General features: G+C 64.9%; 16 protein-coding genes. 5 read left to right on the top strand and 11 right to left on the bottom strand.

Annotation, left to right across the window (positions count from 1 at the left end; translation table 11 throughout):
• Positions 1–113: 113 nt before the first annotated feature.
• The 3 genes from C0V78_RS11155 to C0V78_RS11145 are packed head-to-tail and all read right to left on the bottom strand — an operon-like array spanning position 114 to position 4,463.
• A complete protein-coding gene (locus C0V78_RS11155; RefSeq protein ID WP_254049896.1) occupies positions 114–1,568 on the bottom strand; it encodes a flippase in 1,455 nt (484 codons plus the stop codon).
• Positions 1,565–3,571 carry an acyltransferase family protein gene (locus C0V78_RS11150; RefSeq protein ID WP_158241540.1) on the bottom strand — a complete coding sequence of 669 codons (2,007 nt, stop codon included), beginning with the start codon at positions 3,569–3,571 and terminating at the stop codon, positions 1,565–1,567. Before C0V78_RS11150 ends, C0V78_RS11155 begins: the two co-directional genes overlap by 4 nt.
• The gene (locus C0V78_RS11145; protein ID WP_158241539.1) at positions 3,564–4,463 is read right to left on the bottom strand and encodes a glycosyltransferase family 2 protein; all 900 of its coding nucleotides are present in this window, start codon (positions 4,461–4,463) and stop codon (positions 3,564–3,566) included. The genes C0V78_RS11150 and C0V78_RS11145 overlap by 8 nt, the downstream gene beginning before the upstream one ends.
• Positions 4,464–4,551: 88 nt before the next feature.
• Between C0V78_RS11145 and C0V78_RS11140 the strand changes: the two genes are divergently transcribed.
• Positions 4,552–5,328 (top strand): FkbM family methyltransferase, encoded by a 777-nt coding sequence (locus C0V78_RS11140; RefSeq protein ID WP_216822177.1) that lies wholly within the window; start codon positions 4,552–4,554, stop codon positions 5,326–5,328.
• 3 nt (positions 5,329–5,331) lie between these two features.
• On the opposite strand, the gene C0V78_RS11135 is transcribed toward C0V78_RS11140, so the two are convergent.
• Together C0V78_RS11135 and C0V78_RS11130 are read right to left on the bottom strand one after the other, a co-directional pair.
• Positions 5,332–5,982, bottom strand: a complete 651-nt coding sequence (locus tag C0V78_RS11135; RefSeq protein WP_101797776.1) for an LPS export ABC transporter periplasmic protein LptC — start codon at positions 5,980–5,982, stop codon at positions 5,332–5,334.
• 15 nt (positions 5,983–5,997) lie between these two features.
• Complete coding sequence (locus C0V78_RS11130; RefSeq protein ID WP_101797775.1) at positions 5,998–6,615, bottom strand: ribonuclease D; 618 nt, start codon at positions 6,613–6,615, stop codon at positions 5,998–6,000.
• A 49-nt stretch (positions 6,616–6,664) separates the two neighbouring features.
• Here C0V78_RS11130 and ung point away from each other — a divergent pair, with 49 nt between their 5' ends.
• Positions 6,665–7,360 (top strand): uracil-DNA glycosylase, encoded by a 696-nt coding sequence (gene ung, locus C0V78_RS11125; protein WP_101797774.1) that lies wholly within the window; start codon positions 6,665–6,667, stop codon positions 7,358–7,360.
• Here the strand turns inward: ung and C0V78_RS11120 are convergent.
• Positions 7,357–8,109 carry a carbonic anhydrase gene (locus tag C0V78_RS11120; protein WP_101797773.1) on the bottom strand — a complete coding sequence of 251 codons (753 nt, stop codon included), beginning with the start codon at positions 8,107–8,109 and terminating at the stop codon, positions 7,357–7,359. The genes ung and C0V78_RS11120 overlap by 4 nt on opposite strands.
• Before the next feature lie 172 nt (positions 8,110–8,281).
• On the opposite strand from C0V78_RS11120, the gene C0V78_RS11115 reads away from it, so the two are divergent.
• On the top strand, positions 8,282–9,322 hold the full coding sequence (locus C0V78_RS11115; RefSeq protein ID WP_158241538.1) for an acyltransferase: 1,041 nt from the start codon (positions 8,282–8,284) through the stop codon (positions 9,320–9,322).
• Here C0V78_RS11115 and C0V78_RS11110 read toward each other — a convergent pair.
• From C0V78_RS11110 to C0V78_RS11090, 5 genes are all read right to left on the bottom strand, one after another.
• A complete protein-coding gene (locus C0V78_RS11110; RefSeq protein WP_101797771.1) occupies positions 9,312–10,958 on the bottom strand; it encodes an NAD(P)/FAD-dependent oxidoreductase in 1,647 nt (548 codons plus the stop codon). The genes C0V78_RS11115 and C0V78_RS11110 overlap by 11 nt on opposite strands.
• 86 nt (positions 10,959–11,044) lie before the next feature.
• Positions 11,045–12,481 (bottom strand): glutamate synthase subunit beta, encoded by a 1,437-nt coding sequence (locus tag C0V78_RS11105; protein WP_101797770.1) that lies wholly within the window; start codon positions 12,479–12,481, stop codon positions 11,045–11,047.
• 10 nt (positions 12,482–12,491) lie between these two features.
• Complete coding sequence (gene gltB, locus C0V78_RS11100) at positions 12,492–17,132, bottom strand: glutamate synthase large subunit (protein WP_101797769.1); 4,641 nt, start codon at positions 17,130–17,132, stop codon at positions 12,492–12,494.
• A gap of 213 nt (positions 17,133–17,345) precedes the next feature.
• The gene (locus C0V78_RS11095; protein ID WP_144039881.1) at positions 17,346–19,394 is read right to left on the bottom strand and encodes a hypothetical protein; all 2,049 of its coding nucleotides are present in this window, start codon (positions 19,392–19,394) and stop codon (positions 17,346–17,348) included.
• 99 nt (positions 19,395–19,493) lie between these two features.
• Positions 19,494–20,720 (bottom strand): TIGR04063 family PEP-CTERM/XrtA system glycosyltransferase, encoded by a 1,227-nt coding sequence (locus tag C0V78_RS11090; protein ID WP_101797767.1) that lies wholly within the window; start codon positions 20,718–20,720, stop codon positions 19,494–19,496.
• A gap of 66 nt (positions 20,721–20,786) precedes the next feature.
• Here C0V78_RS11090 and C0V78_RS15245 point away from each other — a divergent pair, with 66 nt between their 5' ends.
• Positions 20,787–20,912 carry a hypothetical protein gene (locus C0V78_RS15245; protein WP_256385671.1) on the top strand — a complete coding sequence of 42 codons (126 nt, stop codon included), beginning with the start codon at positions 20,787–20,789 and terminating at the stop codon, positions 20,910–20,912.
• Complete coding sequence (locus C0V78_RS11085; RefSeq protein WP_101797766.1) at positions 20,905–22,290, top strand: putative O-glycosylation ligase, exosortase A system-associated; 1,386 nt, start codon at positions 20,905–20,907, stop codon at positions 22,288–22,290. The genes C0V78_RS15245 and C0V78_RS11085 overlap by 8 nt, the downstream gene beginning before the upstream one ends.
• The last annotated feature ends 60 nt before the right edge of the window (positions 22,291–22,350 follow it).

Raw genomic sequence — 22,350 nt, 5'->3', positions numbered from 1 at the left:
ATCAAACGTCACGTCCGTCAGGTTCTCAAGTTCCAGTTCCCTCCGGTCGGAATTGCATGCCGGACAGGAAGGCATGGCCTCAAGACCTTCAGGTGGCCATACAGTCGGTCCACTCATGATACAGACTTCCGAAAAGCTGCCTTTATTGCGGGAAGTTCGCCCTTGAGCCACAACAGGGCACCTAGGCCAGAAAGCACCACCAACGCAGCCCCTGCTGCCGAGGTCAGACTGATGAGATCGGCAATTCCGTGAATATTCTCACCTAACCATCCGGCAAGGGCAAAAGCCGGGGTAATCATGATCAGTATCCTGACCAGGTCGCGGCCTATCCCCCCGAAATGCGCGAGAATGACATCATCGGCAAAAACCCGGATCGCGAATGCTGCCGCCGCACCAACAATGCCGAACCAGCTCATCAACAAATACAGTATCGTCAGATAGGGCAGAATTTCGAGCATGTGCGCAAAGGCAACCAGCTTGGGCCGGCCACGTGCGCGCAAATGCTGAAAGCAGCAGAAACCAAGCGCGTTAAACCAGCAGCCCAACAGCATTAATCGGGCCGGAGACGAAGCCGCATCTGCAAATCCGCGCGACAGCCAAAGCTCCAGAAAAGGATCGACCCAGATCATGCCCGCCAGGATCGGGGGTGTCATCGTTGCCGCAACGGCCCGCAGCGCGCGACAGCTAAGCTCTTTTGCTTTCTGATCGTTTTCACCGGCAAGGCGCGGGAGCATTGCATCAACCAAGGCCGCAGGAAGGACCAGACTTCTTTGAGCCAGCTGCGCGGGCAAAGTATAATGGCTCACTGCCTCCATCCCGAGGCGCGAACCGATAACCATCCGGTCAATCGTTGTCAGCAGCGGTTCGGCCACGGCCGACAGCGAAACCCAGCCACCGAAAGTGAGCAGATCGCCAACGAGACGCCGCTCCAGCCGGGGCACCGGGCTTCGCGTGACTTTGCTGATCACAACAATGCCTTGCAGCAGCAGAGTGACGATCCTGACAAGATAGAGCGCAGGAAGCACCCACGAAAGCGAAGGGGAAATCGTCATTGCGACGACCAACGGCACGATTTGCGTGGCAGGCCCCATAAAAACGTTGATCAGGTTCAGCTCGGCGAAGCGGCCTGCACCTTGCAGTGCGCCTCGCAGCACGGCGCTCAGCATGAGGACCGGCAAAGTAAGCGCGATCCAATGGATATTCCGCAGTATTTCGGTGCGCAATCCGGGCGCGAGCGTTTCGGTGGAGGCGAAGAACCACCATGCCACCGGCCCGAGCAGGAGTGCGGCCAAAATGCCCAAGCCAAGGTTTACAACCGCCGCAGTCCAGAAAATTGCACGGCGCTGGTCGAGATTCTCTTCGGGCGTAGAAGCAATCCGCTGCGCACTGGCTGCGGACAAGCCGAAATCGAAAACTCCGAAATAGCCAATCAGCGTAGTCACGAGAGCAAGGACGCCGTAGCGTGCTTCACCCATGCTGGAGATGTAGAGTGGCAAGGTTATGAGCGCGACGGCTATCGGGACCAAGGCTGCGCCAAGGTTGTAACCTGTGTTACGGACGACACTCACGGCACATCTCGGCGATAGGACGCGGAGAGCGCCGGTAGCAGCAGCATGGCCCCCGCTGGCGATACGTGATTCATGTCGTTGTACCAGATCTCGCCCGGGCGGGCCCAGGCATAGCGGTCGCCCTGGCGGAAGTCTTCCTGGAGTTGCAGCACGGGAACGCCGCGCCTGCTGACGGCCGCCATGGCCGGGCGCGAGGCGGACATGAGATCGCGGTATTCCGCGACCTTGACCGATGAGGCGCGGATATCTTCCGCAAGGCCTTCCGCGGTCGGGCGATAGGCCAGCCATTGCACGGTGCGCTGCAGGTCGAAGCGGTGGCTGGGTACCTGGTCGATAACCGTCACCTTCAGGCCGGCGGCCCGATAGGCATCGACCGTGCGCAGCAGCAGGGGCTCAAGCACGCGGCGCGAATCCTCGCGGGTCCACAGCCAGGGGCGCGGCTGATCGGCCAGCAGGTAGCGGCCCGCCGGAATATGCGGATCGCCGCTTGTATAAAGCGACCACCGCCCGACGAGGTAGACCATGTCGGGCCTCTCCCGCCTGGCCTGTTCGAACTGCGCCCGCGCCATGTCGGCGCAGACTTCGGGCGCGCTGTTGGCCTTGAGCATATAGGCGCCAAGCAGCGGCGGACAGCCGCCATAGGAGCCGAACAGCAGGCGCGCGCCGTTTTCGGCAGCAAGCGCGCGAAAGGCGGGAAGCAGGGCTGTTGCGTGACTGTCACCGTAAACGGCGATCGTGCGCGGGGCGCCGCGCGATCCCTGCATCTGGCACGGCTGGACGAAGCCTTCGGGATCGGGCTTGCAATCGCCGCCTTGCATGCTCGGTTCGAGCGGGATGGTGGACATGGCCGCGATGGTGGGGTCAGTGCTTCTCTGGAAGCGGTCGGGCACTCCGCCGGTCAGGTAAAGCGCGGTGCCGATCCCGGCCAGCACAGCCGCCGAACCAATCGCCAGCGGCAGCGCCTTGCGCCGGTGGCCGATGCCGTCGCGGCGGCGGAACGGCTGCTCCACCCATTTCCACGAAGCCCAGGCCAGCAGGCCGGACAACAGGGACAGCGCCAGCATGGTCCCGCGCGGCATTGGCCCGGTTTCCAGCAGCCGCGCATAAGCGAACAGCGGCTGGTGCCAGAGGTAGAGGCTGTAGCTGACCAGGCCGATCCCCACCATCGGCCGCAGGGCAAGCAGGCGTCCGGCACCGCGATCCGCCCGGGCATAGAGCACGATCAGCATGGTGCCGACCACCGGCAGCAGCGCCCAGTGCGAAGGGAACGGGAAACTGCCGTCCAGCCAGAAGATCGCCAGCAGCACGAGCGCCAGCCCGAGCCCGGAAAGCAGCGAGGCAAACGGCGAGTCCGGCCTGCGACCGATGCAGGCGCACAGCGATCCTGCCAGCAGCTCCCAGGCCCGGGTCGGGGCAAGGTAGAAGTTCGCCAGCGCGTACCTTTGCGAAGCATAAAGGCACAGCGCCAGGCTCGCCAATGCGGCAAGCGCCACCAGAACGATCAGGACTTGCCGGCTCGCCTTGCGCAGCACCAGCAGCGCCAGCGGGAACGCGATGTAGAACTGTTCCTCAACCGCCAGGCTCCAGGTGTGCAGCAGCGGCTTGAGCTCGCTCGCCTGCGAGAAATAGCCTTCCTCCAGCCAGAAGGTGATGTTGGATGCGAACCCCAGCACGGCGACGATGCTCTTGCCGAAGCGTGCCAGCTCGTCGGGCAGCATGGCGAACCAGGCGAGCGGGACCGAGGCTGCGATCACGAGGAACAGCGCCGGCAGGATGCGCCGCGCGCGCCGCTCATAGAACCGGGCAATGGAATATCGCCCGGCCTCAATGTCCGACAGGAGGATGCCGGTGATCAGGTAGCCGGAAATGACGAAGAAGACGTCCACCCCGACGAAGCCGCCAGAGAACACCTGGAAGCCGGCGTGAAACAGCACCACCGGCACAACGGCGATCGCGCGCAGGCCGTCAATCTCCGGTCGATAGGCGGCGGCGCCTTCAGCCACTCGCACCCTCGCCCAAAGCATGGCGGTGCGGCTGGTCGAAGATGATGCGCAGATAGGGCATCGCGCGATGAGCCAGCGCAACCAGCGGGCCGCCGCCATGCAGTGCTACGAACCTGCGCCAGTCGATCGCATGGATCCTGCCCGCTTCCTTCCAGCGGATCTTCAGCCGCGCGAGTTTCCCCAGCGAGGAATCGAGCGAGGTTCCGGCGATGCTGTTGCCGTCGCAAGTGCCTCCGACCCGGCTTGCCAGCATGACCGGCACTCCGGCAGCCCCGGCGCGCAGGCCGTAATCGAGATCGCCGAAGATGTGCGTGAACACCGGCGAAATGATCCCGATGGCATCGGCCGTGGCGGCGGAAACAAGGACGATGTTCCCGCTGATCGTGTCCACGGCTTCGGGCCGGCCCGTCGGTGCGACAAGGCCCATGCGCAGCGGCCGGCGCGGATCGGAGCGGCGGTGCGCGCCATAGGTCAGCCCGCCGGTGTCCGGATCCGTGGTCGCCGCCGCAACGATAACCGGGCTGCCGCGGGCCGCGCTGGCATCGGCATCGGCGACCAGCATGGCCAGGGCACCGGGAGCCAGTTCGACATCGTCGTTAAGCCAAAGGAAGAAATCGAACCTGCGGCCTGATGCCTGGGCAGCTTCCCATGCGCGCCGCATGCCGCCGTTCCAGAACAGCGAGCCATCGCCGCGAATGACGTTGGCGTCCGGCATGGCGGCCAGAACGGCATCGCCGGTCCCGTCGCTGCTGCCGTCATCGACGAGGAACAGGTCCGCGGCGCGAAACCCCGCCTGCCCGCGCAGGGTTTCGAGGCAGCGCAATGTCAGCGCCCGACGGTTGTGGCACGTCATGAGCACGGCAATAGACGGATCGTGCTCGCGCAAAGCCACAGCATGCCCCCTGTTGAATCTACGTAAACCCGGTTGCCGGAAAGCCGCGCCAATGCCAATAGCGTGCATGTAAGGCGGAGTGCGGTTTTTGGGCATTGTTAACAGCTTGCGGGCAATTCTCAGGCGCTTCGACGTCGATCTGGCAAGGGCATCGAACCTGGCTGACCTGCGCCAGAAGGCCGGCGCGGCACGCGACCTGGATTTCCTGCGCGCGCTCGATGACGTCAGCCTGCGCCCCGCTCTGGAAGCCCTGCCCCATTCGCAGGCGCAGCTGCGGCAAGACCTGTTTGCCCTCGCCTGCACCGGATTTCGTCGCAATGGCTTCTTCGTCGAATTCGGCGCAACCGATCGCAAGACCCTGAGCAACACCTGGTTGCTGGAAAAGCATTTCGGCTGGACCGGGATCCTCGCCGAGCCCGCCCGCACCTGGCACTCGCAGCTCACTGCGGAACGATCAGCGCGAATCGATTTCGATTGCGTCTGGAGCCGCAGCGGCGAGGAATTCCGATTTACCGAGGCTGCCGAGGCCGAACTCTCGACGATCTCGGACTTTGCCGGGAGCGACTATCACGCCCATAACCGGCAATCGGGGCAAAGCTATACGGTGCGCACGGTGTCGTTCAACGACCTGCTTGAGCGCCACGCAGCTCCCGCCATGATGGATTACCTGTCGATCGACACAGAAGGTTCGGAACTGGAAATCCTGTCATCGCTGGATTTCGACCGCTTCCGCTTCCGCGTGATCACCTGCGAACACAACTACACCGCCAACCGCGAACGCATCCACAGCCTGCTTTCGGCCAAGGGCTATGTCCGCAAGCTTGAAGCGGTGTCGGACTTCGACGACTGGTACGTGCTGGCCTGAGGCCTATTCCACCGGCACGGCGAAGCGGCCCGGCTGCATGCTCAACCGCGCCTTGCCGCTCAATGCGATGGTCCGCTCGTCAAGGTCGGCATCGATGCGATCGGCGCTGAAGGTGCCCGCGGGAATGGCGCCGGCCACACCGCCTGCGCCCGTAACGTGCTGCTGCCTGAGATCGATTGTTACCGCGCTGGTGGTCAGGCGATAGCCGCCTGCCGCCCGGAAATCGACCGGCCCGCGCACTTCGACCCGGTTGGTGTCATAATAGAACGCGCCATCGGTTGCCTTTAGCTCTGCCGGGCCATCGGAAAGCAGGATGCGCGCCGCCAGATCGCGCATGATGACAACTTCCTGCGAGGCATCGGGCTGCGAGGCGCTGCCCGCCGTTACCGAGAAAGGCCTGCCCTTGCGGTCTTCGCCGCGATACATGGCGCCTTCCACCCGGATCCGTTCCTTGGCCACGGCAACCTTGTTGCGATCGAGCAGGAAGCTGACTTCGCCGCGGGGAAACAGCGGCGCGACCACCATGATGGCGACGATGGCACCCACGCCCGCCGGCAGCACCCGGGCGAGCCAATGCACCACCTGGTCATGCTTTCCGCCAGGCAGGGCAAGGTGCTGGCGCTTGTCGCGGATGATGTCGGCGGCCTGGGTCATGGCAAGCTGCGCGCCCTATTCGTGGCTGAAGATGTCCTTGTCGGCCCAGCCGGCAAGGTCCAGCCGCGCGCGGTGCGGCAGGTAATCGAACGCCGCCTGCGCCATTTCCGTCCTGCCTTCGCGCGCCAGCCGCTCGACAAGGATGGCATGCATGGCGTGAAGGTAGCGAACGTCGGACGCGGCATATTCGCGCTGCGGCTCGGAAAGTTCGGCCCCGCCCCAATCGCTCGACTGCTGCTGTTTCGACAGTTCCTTGCCGAGCAGTTCCTTGACCAGGTCCTTCAGGCCGTGCCGGTCGGTATAGGTGCGCACCAGCTTGCTGGCGATCTTGGTGCAGAACACCGGGGCGGCAGTGATGCCCATGTAATGTTCGATGGCGGCAAGATCGAAGCGGGCGAAGTGGAACAGCTTGATCCGCGCCGGATCGGCCAGAACGGCCTTCAGGTTCGGCGCATCGTAGCTGGAGCCGGGGCGGAACCGCACCAGGTGCTCATCGCCCTTGCCATCGGAGATCTGGACCACGCACAAGCGGTCCCGCGGGGTGATCAGCCCCATCGTCTCGGTATCGACGGCAACGGGGCCATCGGCGAGCACGCCTTGGGGGAGATCTTCTTCGTGGAGATAGACAGCCATATCGCCGAAGTGCTTAGGCTTATCGGCGCTATGAGGAAAGCCCTAAGCCATGCCTGAAAGCGATGCCGTCCCGGAAAGCTGGCGGCCTGTCCTCGATCCCGTGCTGGCAACGCCCGAATCGCGGCGGCTGGGGGGATTCCTCAAGGCGGAAGAGGCCAGCGGAAAGCGCATCTTCCCGCCCCGCGGATCGCGCCTTGCCGCGCTTGCCCTGACCCCGCTGGACAAGGTGAAGGTCGTGATCCTGGGGCAAGACCCCTATCACGGCGCGGGGCAGGCGCACGGCCTGTGCTTCTCCGTCCAGAAGGGGGTCAAGGTGCCGCCCAGCCTGGTCAATATCTACAAGGAGATCGAGGCCGACCTCGGCATTCCCCGCCCGGCGCACGGCCATCTCGAGGCCTGGGCAAGGCAGGGCGTGCTGCTGCTGAACAATTCGCTGACGGTGGAGGAAGGGCAGGCCGGCTCGCACCAGGGCAAAGGCTGGGAAGCGATCACCGACGCCGTCGTTGCGGCTGTCGCTGCCCGGGCGGAACCCTGCGTCTTCATGCTATGGGGCAGCCATGCCCGCAAGAAGGCCGAGCGCGTGCCAGGGCTGGGCCAGGACACGCATCACCTGATCCTGAGCGCGCCGCACCCCAGCCCGCTGTCCGCGCATTCGGGCTGGTTCGGCTGCCGTCACTTCAGCAAGGCCAATGCCTTCCTTGAAGCGAACGGTCGCGGCGCGGTGGACTGGCGCCTTCCCGATTAATCGGCCCCGGCAACCAGCAGGCGGCCGTAAAGCGGCTGCACGGGCCGGGCGTTGTCACCCATGATGGCGTGAAGCGCGGCGATCTGGGCGGCACTGGCCGTCACACGCTGGCGCGCGACGTGCCAGCGCACACCTTCGGTGCAGGGCGGCGTGGTGAGCGACCCTTCGTAGCGATAGACCGAAAGGTTGGCCGGAAGCAGCTTAGCCGGATCGAAGGTGACGCCCTTGATCGTCTCGGCCTCCTTTTCCTTGGCCGGTGCGGCGCGAACCAGTTTTTCCAGTTCGGCATTATGCGCGCCTTCCTCGAACAGGACGCCAAGCACGGCGAGGTTGCCGGCATGATCGACGTGCACGAAATGCGCGACCATCGGATAGGGCATGCCATAGACCACTTCTTCCGAGGGCGTATGGAAATGGACCTGCAGCAGCTTGTAGCGCGAAATGCCGCTCGAAAGCGTCGATCCCGGGGCGAAAGTGGCCTGGACGGTATGCCCGTTGTTGAGCACCGTGAGCGGGCCGGGCTTGTAGTTCACGCGAACCGCGAACTTCGCTTCGATATCAGCCGCGCCGAGTTCGACAGGCGACTGCATGCGGCCGGTCTTGCAGGTCTTGAAATCTTCCGAAAGCTCGCCCCACTTCGCGGGGCCGGCCTCTCCCGAGTAGGACCAGTGCGGCTGGTCGTGGTCCGGCGAGGCCAGGGCCACTGAAGGCAGGGCGATGGTGGCGAACAGCAGGGTACGGGCGCTCATGGGCTGATCCTTCCGTTGATGGATTTCACCGCGCCTCCTAGCGGCCTCCTCCTGCCGACAGGCCAATGCAGGCCTCCGGGAAAATGACTAGCCGGCGCTCACCCGGATTTGACGGCCTCCTTGTCTTCACAAGCACTTGCGCAATCGCCCGCTGCGGGCGATGGAACCGCTGATGCGGGGGATTTTCAACATGGCGTTCGATCTGGCGCGGCGGCTTGCCCTGCCGCGCGATCCCGGCGCGTTTCGCCTGTTCCTCGCCATGCTGGTCTTCGTCCATCACTTCTCGAGCCTCGATTGGGGCCCCTACGCGGTCTATGTCTTCTTCGTGCTCTCGGGCTTCTGGGTGCAGACCATGTGGGTTGAACGCTACGCCCGCACGCAGTCACCCTACCTGACCTACATGGCCAGCCGGGTATGGCGGCTTGCCCCGGTCATGGTCCTGGTCAGCCTGATCGCACTGGCCCTGCTTCCGGTTATCGGCATCCCGGCCGACGTCGTCTTCTCGTCGGAGCCGCTGCACCTGGCCTTTTCCAGCGTGTTTTTGCTCGGCTATGCCTGGTTGCCCTACACGCCGGTCGGCTCGGCCTGGTCGCTCGATGTGGAGATGCAGTATTATCTCCTCGCGCCGCTGTTTGCCTGGCTGGCAATGCGGACGCGCGGCTGGTGGCTGCTGGTTCCGGCAGCGGCGATATCGGCAGCTGCCGGACTGCTGATGCAGCACTATGTCGTGGTGAAATACCTGTTCTTCTTCTTCGCCGGCCTGCTGGCCGCGCGTAACGACTGGCGCCCCGGCACTGGGCTGGCCACGGCGTCTGCCGCATCCGTGGTCCTGGCCGTGGTGGGCATCCTCGTTTCACCTTGGCGCGACGTGCTGGTCGGCGGGACCAACCCGGGCCCGCTCCACGTCCATGCCCCGTTGTTCAACCTCATCCTGGGCGTGCTGACGATCCCCTTCGCACTGTACACCGTGCACCGGGAAAGCGACGAAACCGACCGGATGTTGGCCGACCTGTCCTATATCGTCTACCTGCTGCACTGGGTGGCGATGCAGTGGTTCTTCCAGTTCGCCGGCTATCCCTTCACCATCCGGCTGGCCGTTGCGGCGACGAGCTTCGCCGTGGTGCCGATGATGTCCTGGCTTATCTGGCGGTACTATGAAAAGCCGATCAACCGGCTCCGCGCGCGCTGGGTGGCGGGACGGATCAGGCGCTAGGAGCGGCAGTCGGCAGGCCGAGCATGTCCTGCGCCAGCGCTTCGGCGACGCGGATCCCGTCAACTGCCGCAGAAAGAATGCCCCCGGCATAGCCCGCGCCTTCGCCGGCGGGATAGAGCCCGCGGGTATTGAGGCTCTGGAAATCCTTGCCACGGGTAAAGCGTACCGGGCTTGAAGTGCGTGTCTCCACCCCGGTCAGGATAACGTCGGGGTGATCATATCCGGCGATCTGCCTGCCGAAGACAGGGATCGCCTCACGCAGCGACTGCATGACGTAGTCGGGCAGGCAGAGCGACAGGTCGGTGAGGTGCACGCCGGGCTTGTAGCTCGGGACGACTGCACCGAATTCGCCCGATGACGGCCGCTGCGCGAGCAGGTCTGCCACCTTCTGCCCGGGTGCCTGGTAATTGCTGCCCCCCGCGGTGAAGGCCAGGCTTTCCCAGTGGCGCTGGAACGCGATACCGGCGAGCGGCCCGCCCGGATAGTCCCGCTCGGGCTGGATATCGACGACGAGCCCCGAGTTCGCATTGAACTCTGCGCGCGAATACTGGCTCATGCCGTTGGTGACGACGCGCCCTTCCTCGCTGGTTGCGGCAACCACGCGGCCACCCGGGCACATGCAGAAGGAATAGACCGTGCGCCCGTTCGATGTCTGGTGGCTGAGCGAATAGGCTGCCGCCCCCAGGATCTTGTTGCCGGCACTGGGGCCATAGCGGGCCTTGTCGATCCAGCTTTGCGGATGTTCGATGCGCACGCCGATGGCAAAGGGCTTTGCCTCTACGTGGACCCCGGCCTCATGCAGCTTGTAGAAGGTGTCGCGCGCGGAATGGCCGACGGCGAGCACGACGTGGCGGGCGGGCAGGAAGGAGCCATCCGAAAGGTGAAGCCCGGCAATCCGGCGCGTACCGGTACTGTCCGCTTCAATCGCGAAATCCTCGACCCGGGTCTGGAACCGGTATTCGCCGCCCAGGCTCTCGATCGTCTCGCGCATCGACATCACCATGGTGACGAGGCGGAAAGTGCCGATATGGGGGTGCGCTTCGGTCAGGATGTCCTCAGGCGCGCCTGCCTTGACGAATTCGGTCAGCACCTTGCGCGAAAGGTGGCGCGGGTCCTTGATCCGCGAATAGAGCTTGCCGTCGGAAAAGGTGCCGGCTCCGCCCTCGCCGAACTGCACGTTCGATTCCGGATCGAGCACCGAACGCCGCCACAGACCCCAGGTGTCCTTGGTGCGTTCGCGCACCGCCTTGCCGCGCTCGACGATGATCGGCTTGAGGCCCATTTGCGCGAGGATCAGCGCGGCGAGCAGGCCGCATGGCCCGGCTCCGATCACCACGGGCCGCTCGCCCGCCCAGCCTTCCGGCGCACGGACCGGGAAACGATAGGAGGTGTCCGGCGTCGGGCGCACGTGGCTGTCACCGGCGTGCTCCGCCAGCACCTTCGCCTCGTCGTGGAGGACAAGGTCGAGCACATAGACAAGCTTGATGGCCGTTTTCTTGCGCGCATCGTTGCCACGGCGGACCACGACGAACCGTTCGAGTTCACCGGGGGAAAGGCCGAGGCGGGCCAAGATCGCCTGCTCGAGGTCCTCGGGCGAATGGTCCAGCGGCAGGGCAAGGTCGGAAAGGCGGATCATCGCGGCCTGCCCTAGACTGCATGGCCGCAAACGGAAAGAGGCGCGGACCAGCCGCGCCTCTTGTCCTTGTCACTTCGCCGGCTGCCTCAGCGGGGAAGCTGGCTAGCCCCCATCAGCGCCTCGTCCACCGCGCGGGCGGCCTGGCGGCCTTCGCGGATGGCCCAGACGACCAGGCTCTGGCCGCGACGCATGTCGCCGCAGGCAAAGATCTGCGGGTCGCTGGTGCGGTAGCTGAAGGTATCGGCAAAGACGTTGCCGCGCGCATCCAGTTCGACACCGGCCTGATCCAGCAGACCCTGCTTGCGCGGACCGACGAAGCCCATGGCAAGCAGGATGAGGTCGGCCTTGAGCGTGAACTCGGTGCCGGCCATTTCCTGCATCTTGCCGTTGACCCATTCGACGCGGACGCATTCCAGGCCGGTGACCTGTCCGTCCTTGCCGATGACGCGCTTGGCATTGATCGCCCAGTCGCGCTCGCAGCCTTCGTCATGGCTGGTCGAGGTGCGCAGCTTGAGCGGCCAGTCGGGCCAGGTCAGCGCCTTGTCTTCCTTTTCGGGCGGCTTGGGCATGATCTCGATCTGGGTGACCGAGGCTGCTCCCTGGCGGTTCGAGGTGCCGACACAGTCAGACCCGGTATCGCCACCACCGATGACGATCACGTGCTTGCCCTTGGCCGAAAGCGTACCGCGCGGCGCTGCCCGCAGTTCATCGTCACCCGCGTTGCGCTTGTTCTGCTGGGTAAGGAACTCCATCGCCAGGCGCACGCCGGGCAGTTCGGCCCCCGGAATGGTCAGCTGGCGCGGTTCTTCGGCTCCGCCGGCAAGAACGATCGCATCGAAGTTCTCGCGCAGCGAATCGACCGAAACGTGCACGCCCACTTCGGTGCTTTCCTTGAGCACGACGCCTTCCGCCTGCATCTGCATCAGGCGACGGTTGATCGTGTCCTTTTCAAGCTTGAAGTCGGGAATGCCATAGCGCAGCAGGCCGCCGAGCCGGTCGTTCTTCTCGAACAGGGTGACCGAATGGCCGGCGCGAGCCAGCTGCTGGGCAGCCGCCATGCCGGCGGGGCCGGAACCGACGACTGCGACCGTCTTGCCGGTGCGCTTTTCGGGCACCTGCGGGACGATCCAGCCTTCCTGCCAGCCCTTGTCGACGATCGCACATTCGATCGACTTGATGGTCACCGGCTGGTCGACGATGTTCAGCGTGCAGCTCGCCTCGCAGGGAGCGGGGCAGATGCGGCCGGTGAACTCGGGGAAGTTGTTGGTCGAATGCAGCACTTCCAGCGCATTCTTCCAGTCCCCTTCGTAGACCAGGTGGTTCCAGTCCGGGATGATGTTGTTCACCGGACAGCCGTTGTGACAATAGGGAATGCCGCAATTCATGCAGCGCGAGGCCTGCGCCTTGAGCGCGCCTTCCTCGTGCGGAATCACGAATTCCTTGTAGTGGGTGAGACGCTCCTTGGGATCCGCATAGGTGCGGTCCTTGCGATCAAGCTCGAGGAAGCCGGTTTCCTTGCCCATTACCTGACCCTTATTCCGCAGCCACCGAGGCGGCTTCCAGCCGCTCGGCCTCAAGTTGCTTCAATGCCTTGGCGTAATCCCTCGGCATGACCTTGACGAACTTCTTCAGCGAATTGCCGAAATCGTCGAGCAATTCGCGAGCCCGCTTCGAGCCGGTGTGCAGGTGGTGCCGTTCGAGCAGCACCTTCACGCGTTCGGCATCGTGGCGCAGCATGTCGCCCATGCCGGGATCGCTGGCGCCGTTGGTCCGCTGCTGCGGCCGCCCGGCGCCATCGTCTTCATCGCGCTCGGGCGAGATCGGCAAGAGGTCGACCTGGGCCATGTTGCACAGCTGGGCGAAGTTGCCCGCCTCGTCATAGACGTAGGCGACACCGCCCGACATGCCGGCGGCGAAGTTGCGGCCGGTCTTGCCGAGCACCATCACCGTGCCGCCGGTCATGTATTCGCAACCGTGATCGCCGGTGCCTTCGACAACCGCCACCGCGCCCGAATTGCGCACGGCAAAGCGTTCGCCGGCGACGCCGTTGAAATAGGCTTCACCCGCGATGGCACCGTAAAGCACGGTATTGCCGACGATGATGTTCTCGGTCGGCTCGCGATCGACATGGGTCGGCTGGCGGACGATCACCCGGCCGCCGGACAGGCCCTTGCCGACGTAGTCGTTGGCGTCACCCGTCAGGTCCAGAGTCACGCCATGGGCAAGCCAGGCGCCGAACGACTGGCCGGCGACGCCGGTGAGCTTCACTTTGATCGTGTTGTCCGGCAGGCCGGCATGTCCATAGCGACGGGCAACCTCGCCCGAAAGCATGGCACCGACCGTGCGGTTGACGTTGATCACCTTGCGCTCGATCACCACCGGCGCCTTGGTTTCCAGCGCGTCGGCGGCAGCGGCGATCAGATCGTTATCGAGTGCCTTTTCAAGCCCGTGATCCTGCGTGCCGCTCCAGCCGAGCGTGGTGCCCGGAACCGGTTCGACTCGGTGGAGCAGGCGCGAAAGGTCGATGCCGCGGGCCTTCCAGTGATCGATGGCCTGCTTCATGTCGAGCTTGTCGACCCGCCCGACCATCTCGGCGACCGTGCGGAAGCCGAGCTCTGCCATAATCGCCCGCAGCTCTTCGGCGACGAAGAAGAAGTAGTTGATCACGTGTTCCGGCTGGCCGGTGAAGCGCGCACGCAGCACCGGATCCTGTGTGGCGACGCCGACCGGGCAGGTGTTGAGGTGGCACTTGCGCATCATGATGCAGCCGGCCGCGATCAGCGGTGCGGTGGCAAAGCCGAATTCGTCCGCGCCGAGCAGCGCGGCAATCGCCACGTCACGACCGGTGCGCAGGCCGCCGTCGGCCTGGACGCAGATGCGGCTGCGCAGGTTGTTGAGCAGCAGCGTCTGCTGGGTCTCGGCAAGGCCGATTTCCCACGGGCTGCCGGCGTGCGTCAGCGAGGTCAGCGGCGAAGCGCCGGTGCCGCCTTCGTAGCCGGAGATCGTCACGTGGTCCGCACGGGCCTTCGAAACGCCTGCCGCCACCGTGCCGACGCCGACTTCGGAGACCAGCTTGACCGAGATGCGCGCGCCATTGTTGACGTTCTTCAGGTCGTGGATCAGCTGGGCCAGATCCTCGATCGAGTAGATGTCGTGGTGCGGCGGCGGCGAGATCAGGCCGACACCCGGGGTCGAGTGGCGGGTCGCGCCGATGGTCTTGTCCACCTTGTGACCGGGCAGCTGGCCGCCTTCGCCGGGCTTGGCGCCCTGGGCCATCTTGATCTGCACGTCATCGGCGTTGACGAGGTATTCGGTGGTCACGCCGAAGCGGCCCGAAGCGACCTGCTTGATCGCCGAGCGCAGGTTGCGGCCATCGGGCATCGGCTTGAAGCGGCGGGGATCTTCGCCGCCTTCACCGGTGTTCGACTTGCCGCCGATAGCGTTCATCGCGGCTGCCAGGGTGGTGTGCGCTTCCCACGAGATCGAGCCATAGGACATGGCACCGGTGGCGAAGCGCTTGACGATTTCGCTCGCCGGTTCGACCTCGGAGATGTCGAGCGGCTTTTCGGCCGGCACGAAATCCATCAGCCCGCGGATCGTGAGCATCCGGGTCGACTGATCGTTGATGGTCTGCGCGAATTCCTTGTACTTGTCCGGCATGTTGCCGCGAACCGCGTGCTGGAGCGAGGCGATGTTCTGCGCCGTCCAGGCGTGTTCCTCGCCGCGCAGGCGCAGGCCGTAGATGCCGCCGACATCCAGCATGTTCTTGTAGATCGGGTTGTCGCCATAGGCAGCCGCATGGCGGCGCACGGTCTCTTCCGCGATCTCGTCCAGCCCGACACCCTCGATGGTGGTCGCGGTGCCGGTGAAGTACTGGCCGATGAACTGCGAATTGAGGCCCACGGCATCGAAGATCTGCGCACCGCAGTAGGACTGGTAGGTGCTGATGCCCATCTTGGACATCACCTTGAGGATGCCCTTGCCGATGGCCTTGATGTAATTCTTCTGCGCCGTCTTGGCATCGACCGGCAGTTCCTTGCGGACCCGCAGTTCCTCGATGGTTTCGAAAGCGACATAGGGGTTGATCGCTTCCGCACCGTAGCCCGCGAGCACGCAGAAGTGATGCACTTCGCGCGCTTCGCCGGTTTCGACGACGAGGCCGGTCTGCATGCGCAGGCCCTGGCGGACGAGGTGCTGATGCACCGCAGCCGTAGCCAGCAGCGCCGGCATCGGAATGCGGTCCGGGCCCTGGGCACGGTCGGACAGGATCAGGATGTTCTTGTCCTGCAGCACGGCTTCGGTCGCCGCCCAGCACATTTCCTTGATCGCCTGGCCAAGCCCGGCAGCGCCGGTGGTGGCGTCCCAGGTGATGTCGATCGTTTCGGTACGGAAAGCGCCATCCAGCGCGGCCTCGACCGAGCGGATCTTGGCGATCTCGTCATTGGTCAGGATCGGCTGGTCGACTTCGAGGCGCTTGTGCGTGCCGGCTTCCATGCCCAGCAGGTTCGGGCGCGGGCCAATCATCGACACCAGGCTCATCACCAGTTCCTCGCGGATCGGGTCGATCGGCGGGTTGGTGACCTGGGCGAAGTTCTGCTTGAAGTAATCGTAAAGCAGGCGCGAGCGGTTCGACAGCACGGCGATCGGCGTGTCGGTGCCCATCGAACCGATCGGATCGTCGGCTGCAACGGCCATCGGCTCGAGGAACTTCGAAAGGTCTTCCTGCGTGTAGCCGAAGGCCTGCTGGCGATCGAGCAGGCTGGTGGTCTCGATCGGCAGCTGCGCCAGCTCGGGCTCGATCAGGTCGAGGTCCTTGAGCTTGTACTGAGCGGCTTCGAGCCAGGCTTCGTAGGGTTCGGAAGAAGCAAGGCTGGCCTTGATTTCCTCGTCCTCGATGATGCGGCCCTCGGCGAAGTCGATCAGCAGCATCTTGCCGGGCTGGAGACGCCACTTGCGGACGATGTTGTCTTCCTTGATCGGCAGCACGCCGCTTTCCGATGCCATGACGACGATGTCATCGTCGGTGACAAGGAAGCGCGCGGGGCGCAGGCCGTTGCGGTCTAGCGTGGCGCCGATCTGGCGGCCATCGGTGAAGGCGACGGCGGCGGGGCCGTCCCACGGCTCCATCAGCGCGGCGTGGTATTCGTAGAAGGCGCGGCGCTTGGCATCCATCAGCGGGTTGCCGGCCCAGGCTTCCGGGATCAGCATCATCACTGCATGGGCCAGGCTGTAGCCACCGGCCAGCAGCAGCTCGAGCGCGTTGTCGAGGCAGGCGGTGTCCGACTGGCCGTGCGGGATCAGCGGCCACATCTTGTCGAGATCGGCGCCGAGAAGCTCCGATTCCATGGTGCGGCGGCGCGCGTTCATCCAGTTGACGTTGCCGCGCACCGTGTTGATCTCGCCGTTGTGGGCGATGAACCGGTAGGGGTGCGCCAGCTTCCAGCTGGGGAAGGTGTTGGTGCTGAAACGCTGGTGAACGAGGCCGAGCGCCGAAACGCAGTCCGGATCGCGCAGGTCGTCATAGAACGAGCCGACCTGCGTGGCCAGCAGCAGGCCCTTGTAGACCACGGTGCGGCTGGAGAAGCTCGGCATGTAGAGCTCACTGATGCCGGGCAGGCCATGCTTTTCGGCAAGGGCGGCCAGCGGATTCTGCGTCTGCTTGCGAATCGCCAGGATCTTGCGCTCAAAAGCGTCCTGATCGGGGCAGTTTTCGCCGCGACCGACGAAGCACTGGCGAATCACCGGCATTTCGGCCTTCACCGTTTCGCCCAGGCCTTCGATCGTCACCGGCACGTCGCGCCAGCCGATCAGCTTCTGGCCTTCCTTGGCGATGAACTTCTCGAAGATGCCGACGATGAAATCGCGGCTCGCCTCGTCCTGCGGCAGGAAGCACATGGCGACGGCGTAATCGCCTTCGGCCGGAAGCTTCAGGCCTTCCTTGTCGGCCCACTTGCGGAACAGCTTGTCGGGCGTTTGGATCAGGATACCCGCGCCATCACCCAGCAGGGGATCCGCGCCCACCGCGCCGCGGTGGTCGATGTTTTTCAGGATTTCGAGCGCCTGGGTAACGATGGCGTGGCTTTTCGCACCCTTGATATGGGCGACAAAACCCACACCACAGGCGTCGTGTTCGTTGCGTGCATCGTAAAGGCCCTGGGGCTGCGGAAGTCCCATTCGCAAATCCTGTCCTGTCCTGGTCCGTTGCCCCCAAGTAACTGGTTTCAACGGAAATCAAACGCGACTCACCTCGCCGCGAAATGCAGCGAAGTTGCGCGAATGGACCCAATGGCGACAGGATCGTGTTTTTGCAACTGCGAAGTGGTCAGACCCCCGAATCCATCGCCGGGAAGTGGCGCGGGAGGGCTGAAAAAGGGCGGCGACGCGGGTTCAGGCCGCGCCGCTCATCCGCTGGAGGGTGGCAAGTGCCGCCTTCAGCTGGCGTTCGGTTTCCTGCGGATCGATCGCCTGGCTCGGTGCAGTCATGCGCAGGGGCATGCTGGGCACGGCCGAGGGCGCATCGAAGGGCCGGGCGACATTGGAGGCGAAGCCTTCCGGCGCCGGCTGGGCAGCGGCATGCCCGCCAAAAGGCGCGGCAAAAGCCTGGCGCGGTTCCTGGCCGGGGAAGATCACGACCGGCTCAACCTCGCCAACCGCTTCCTCGGGCTCCTCGATACGAACGAAAGGACGCGCGGGCGATCGCAGGTTCAAAAGCGAGCCATAGCCATCATCGGCTTCTGCTTCGATTTCAGCCTGGGCCGGTTCGGCAGCGCAGTCTTCCGCAACGGGCGCAGCAAAGGTGGCAGGCGCGGCGAAGGTTGCGGGAGCCGGCGCAACAAGCTCCTCGGCAACGGGGCTCGCCGGCATGGCGAATCGGCGCGGCGGCACGATGGCTTCCAGCGGCTCGTCGTCTTCGTGATCGTCGAAGGCGAGCGGACGGAACGCCGCCGGAAGCGGCGACGCGCAGAACTGTGCCGGTGCAACCGTTTCGACCGTTGCGACGGGAGCCGGTGCAGCCTCGGCCGGGGCTTCGACTTCGGCCTCGGGCGCGACTTCGGCCATGACCGGCTCGGCAGGCTCGGGCTGGGCGGCCGGTGCGGCAAACACCGGCGGCATGGGCAGGGGCGGCGGGGTGACGACGGGCGCAGCCGGCGCTGCAAAGGCGGGCGCTTCCGCCTGGGCGACAGCGGCGTCGCGCTTGCGGGCAATGGCCAGGGCAAGGCGTTCGGCGAGCTGCACCACGCCCAGCGACCCGACCGGCGCGGCCACCAGCCGCTCTGCGGCATCGCCAGTTGCCTGGCCGAAAACCGGACCCTGCGGCTGCTCTGCCACGGGCTGTGAAGGCTGAACGAGCGCCGGCGCATCTGCAACTGCTGCATCGAAGCTGCGCGGCGCGGCAAACGCAGAAGACACGGCATCACTGACGGCAAATGCCGGTTCCGCCTCGGCAGGCGCAGCGAAGCTGAGCGGGGCAACGGGAGCGGGCGCCGGCTCGTTGACTGCCTGCGCAACCACCGGCGCAGCCTGTGCATCCGGAGCCGCAAAGGGAGAAAAGGGTGCCGGCGGCTCGTTATTGGCGTAGTCGGCGAAGATGGTCACCGGTTCCGGCATCGAGAAGCTCGCAGGAGCGGCAAAGGAGGGGGCCTGCACCGGCGCGGCCTGATGCACGGGCGGCGGAGCGAAGCTCGGGGCAGAATCCGGAGTCGACGCAGCGGGGGCATCGAAGGCACGCAGGTGGTGCGCGTCAGGCTCGGCAGATGGCATTGCAACCAGTTCGACCGGCGGCTGCGGGGCGTGCCGCTGCCAGGGATCGAAAGCCGGCTCGGCAGCCGCCGGTTCAGCGAAAGCCGCGTGCTGCGGTTCATCCGCCGGATCCATGGCCAGCTGCTGTTCGGCATGCATGGGCTCAATCTGGTCGCCGGAGAGTCCGCCCAGCTCGGTCATCCCGCCAAGATCGGCGAGATCGAGGATCTGCGGCGCGCCGCCCGGAAGCGGCACAAGGTCGTGATGTTCGGTCGCGAAGTCCTCTTCCATCGCCAGGGCACGGCGCCTGCCGGGGATAGCATTGGCGGCACTGGCAGCCTGGGCCTGGCGCGCAGAATCGAGTCGGGCAAAATCGCTTTCGTCGTCTTCGTCCTCGATGTCGGTGGCAACGGTGGTCGCTGCTGCGGGGCGGGAATACTTGCTGCCGAATCGACGGCCTTCGACAATCACTTCACGCTCGCGACCGATCCGGCGGGCAAGGATGAAGCCGATCGCACCACCGATCGTGAACATGCCCAGCGCCAGCAGGATGCGGAACGTGAAGCCCAGCGGCGGCGCGGCGGCAGGGATCACAAGGTCCAGCCGCATGGCCAGAACGAAGGATTCCAGCAGGGTCGGGCGAATCGCCAGACTGCCCAGTCCGAACAGCGCGGCAAACCAGATCGCCACCATCATCGGAAACAGCGGATGACGGCTGATCGGCAGTTTGCCCTTCGTTTTCGCCGGTTTCGCAACCAATGCCTGAACCCCTAACTAACTGACCAGGGCGCCCTTTCAGGCAGCCTTGGTATTCCCAAGCATCGGGATGGCTACCAGTGTTTGGTAAACACGAAGATAACGATCCACGTTCTTCGCCCAATCGTGTTTCTGCCGCACATGGGCCTGACCATTGGCGCGGATTGCCTGCCAGTTTTCGCGGCGCTCGATCAGGCCGGCAAGTGCATCGGCACAGGCGGCGGGATCGTCGGGCGCAAAGAGGATACCGGTGTTCCCGTCGTCTACCAGTTCGCGGTGCCCACCGACCGATGAGGCCGCGACCAGCTTGTCCTGCGCCATGGCCTCCAGCGGCTTCAGCGGCGTGACCAGGTCGGTCAGCCGGCTTGCCTTGCGCGGGTAGGCCATGATGTCGCACAGGGCATAATAGCGGTCGACCTCATGATGCGGCACGCGACCGACGAAGCGGATGGCGTCGGCAGCGGGCGAATTCAGTGCCTGTTCGCGCAAGGCCGCCTCGCAAGGTCCGCCGCCGACCATCAGCAGCCGGGCGTCCGGCTGGCGCTCGAGCAGCAGGGGCATGGCCTCGATCAGCACGTCGAGCCCTTCGTAATCGTAGAAGCTGCCGATAAAGCCGATCACCGGGCCATTGCCGATGCTCAGCATGGTCCGCAGCACCGGATCGGGTGCCAGCGGCTCGCCGAACAGGGAAAGGTCGACGCCGTTTGGCGAAATGGTGATTCGCCCGGGATCGGTCCCGCGGGCAACCAGATCGTCCTTGAGGCCCTGGCAGATCGTCACCACGGCATCGGCGCCCTTGACGACGTGGTTCTCGAGGCTGCGCGTCAGCCGGTACTTGAGCGAACCTTCACTGCCGGTGCCATTGCCCACTGCCGCGTCCTCCCAGAAGGCGCGGATTTCGTAGACGATGGGAATGCCCAGTCGCCGCGCGGCGCGCAGGGCGGCAGCGCCGCATAGCGCGGGGGAATGGGCGTGGATCACGTCGGGTCGCCATTCCTGGCAAAGCGTTTCGATAGCGGACGCAAGCAGCCCGATCTCGCGCCATTCGCGCAGGCCCGCCGGGCCCGTAGCCTCGCCGCGCGTGCGGTGAAACAGGATGCCGCCCGCCTCTTCCGCATCCGGCCCATCGGCCATGTGGCGCAGGCCGGTGATACCGCGCACCTCGATCCCCGCAGCCTGCTGGCTCTTGAGGATGGCGCGGGTGCGGAACGTGTAGCCGCTGTGCAGCGGCAGGGAGTGGTCAAGGACGTGGAGCACGCGTGTCATGGCGCAAATCACTGCCAGACAAGGCTTAACGGGCCGTCAACCGCCTGCTGCTAGAGCGGGCAGGCCATGGTCGACATTTTCGCGCTGGGACTGATCCATTCGCTGCTGGCGCTTGCCGCCTTGCGGCTGATGCTGCGCGACGATCTTGATCGCGATCCCCCCGCCGCTTCGGACGAACAGTCCGGTGGTTGACCTTGGCCTCACCGCCTTCGTGCTCGGCCTGCTGGCGCTGGGCCTGCGCCGGCCATTCCTGTGGGTGCTGGCCTATCTCTACGTCGATATCCTGGCGCCGCAGAAGATCTCGTGGTTCCTCCTTGCCTCGATCCCGATTTCGCTAATCGTCTTTTGCCTTGCCTTCGGCGGCTGGCTGCTGATCGACGACAAGCGCGACAGCCGCTTTACCCTGCGACAGGCATTGCTGTTCCTCCTGCTCTGCTATTGCGGGCTGACCACGCTGTCGGCGGACTTCCCGGTGGAGGCTGCGGAGAAATGGTCGTGGGTATGGAAGGCGCTGGTCTTCGCCATCTTCCTGCCGCTGACCCTGCGCACGCGGCTACGCTTCGAAGCGGCGATCATGGTCATGGTTCTGACCCTGGGCGCCATTGTCATCAGCGGATCGATCAAGACGCTCGGTTCGGGGGGCGGCTATGGCACGCTCAAGCTGTTCGTGAATGACAACACCGGGCTTTACGAAGGATCGATCATATCCTGCGTCTCGATCGCGGCGATCCCGCTGGTCTGGTGGCTGGCGCGCCACACCACCGTTTTTCCGCGCAACTGGATGGTCAGGCTGTTCGCCGTCGCGCTCACCTTCGCCTGCCTGCTGATTCCGATCGGCACCCAGGCGCGGACCGGGCTGTTGTGCATCGTGCTGCTGTTCCTGCTTTCGCTGCGCACGGTGAAGCACAGGTTCCTCTACCTTGCGGCGATGGGCACCCTGGCGCTGATGGCAATTCCGTTCCTGCCGGAAAGCTACACCAAGCGGATGGACACGATCGAGAATCACCAGGCCGACGAATCCGCATCCACCCGCGTCGCCGTGTGGAAGTGGACGCTGGACTACGTGAAGGACAATCCCTTCGGCGGCGGTTTCGAGGCATACCGGTCCAACCGCCTGCGGATCGAGACCCGCGCCGCAACGACCGACGGCAACACGACGGCCGTGGAAGTGCAGCAGGTGGAAGACGCCGGCCGCGCCTATCATTCCAGCTATTTCGAGATGCTGGGAGAACAGGGCTGGCCGGGCCTGCTGCTGTGGCTGTGGATCCAGGCTCTGGGCATCTGGCAGATGGAGCGCATTCGGTCGCGCTGGCTGAAAAAGGCCGCCGCGCCGGGCGCCGGACCCGAGGTGCAGTGGCAGGCGCCGCTCGCCAACGCCCTGCAGCAGGCACACCTTGTCTACATGCTTGGCTCGCTGTTCGTCGGCATTGCCTTCCAGGCCTTCATCCTGATGCTGATCGGCATCCAATGCGGGCTCTGGTCCTACCTGAAGCGAATCGATTCGCCGCAGAAGCGGGTGATTCGCGGCCCCCGCAAGCTCAACATTCCGAATGCCGTAGCGGCAAGCTGAAGCGCGTTGCGCGGCCGCGTCACTTGGTCCATCACCATGCCTTTCCATGCTAGCGAAAGG

The organism is Novosphingobium sp. TH158 (assembly GCF_002855555.1).
In the GTDB taxonomy this organism is placed as follows: domain Bacteria; phylum Pseudomonadota; class Alphaproteobacteria; order Sphingomonadales; family Sphingomonadaceae; genus Novosphingobium.
Note: the sequence above shows the minus strand (reverse complement) of the source record. Positions and strands in the feature narration are given on the sequence as shown.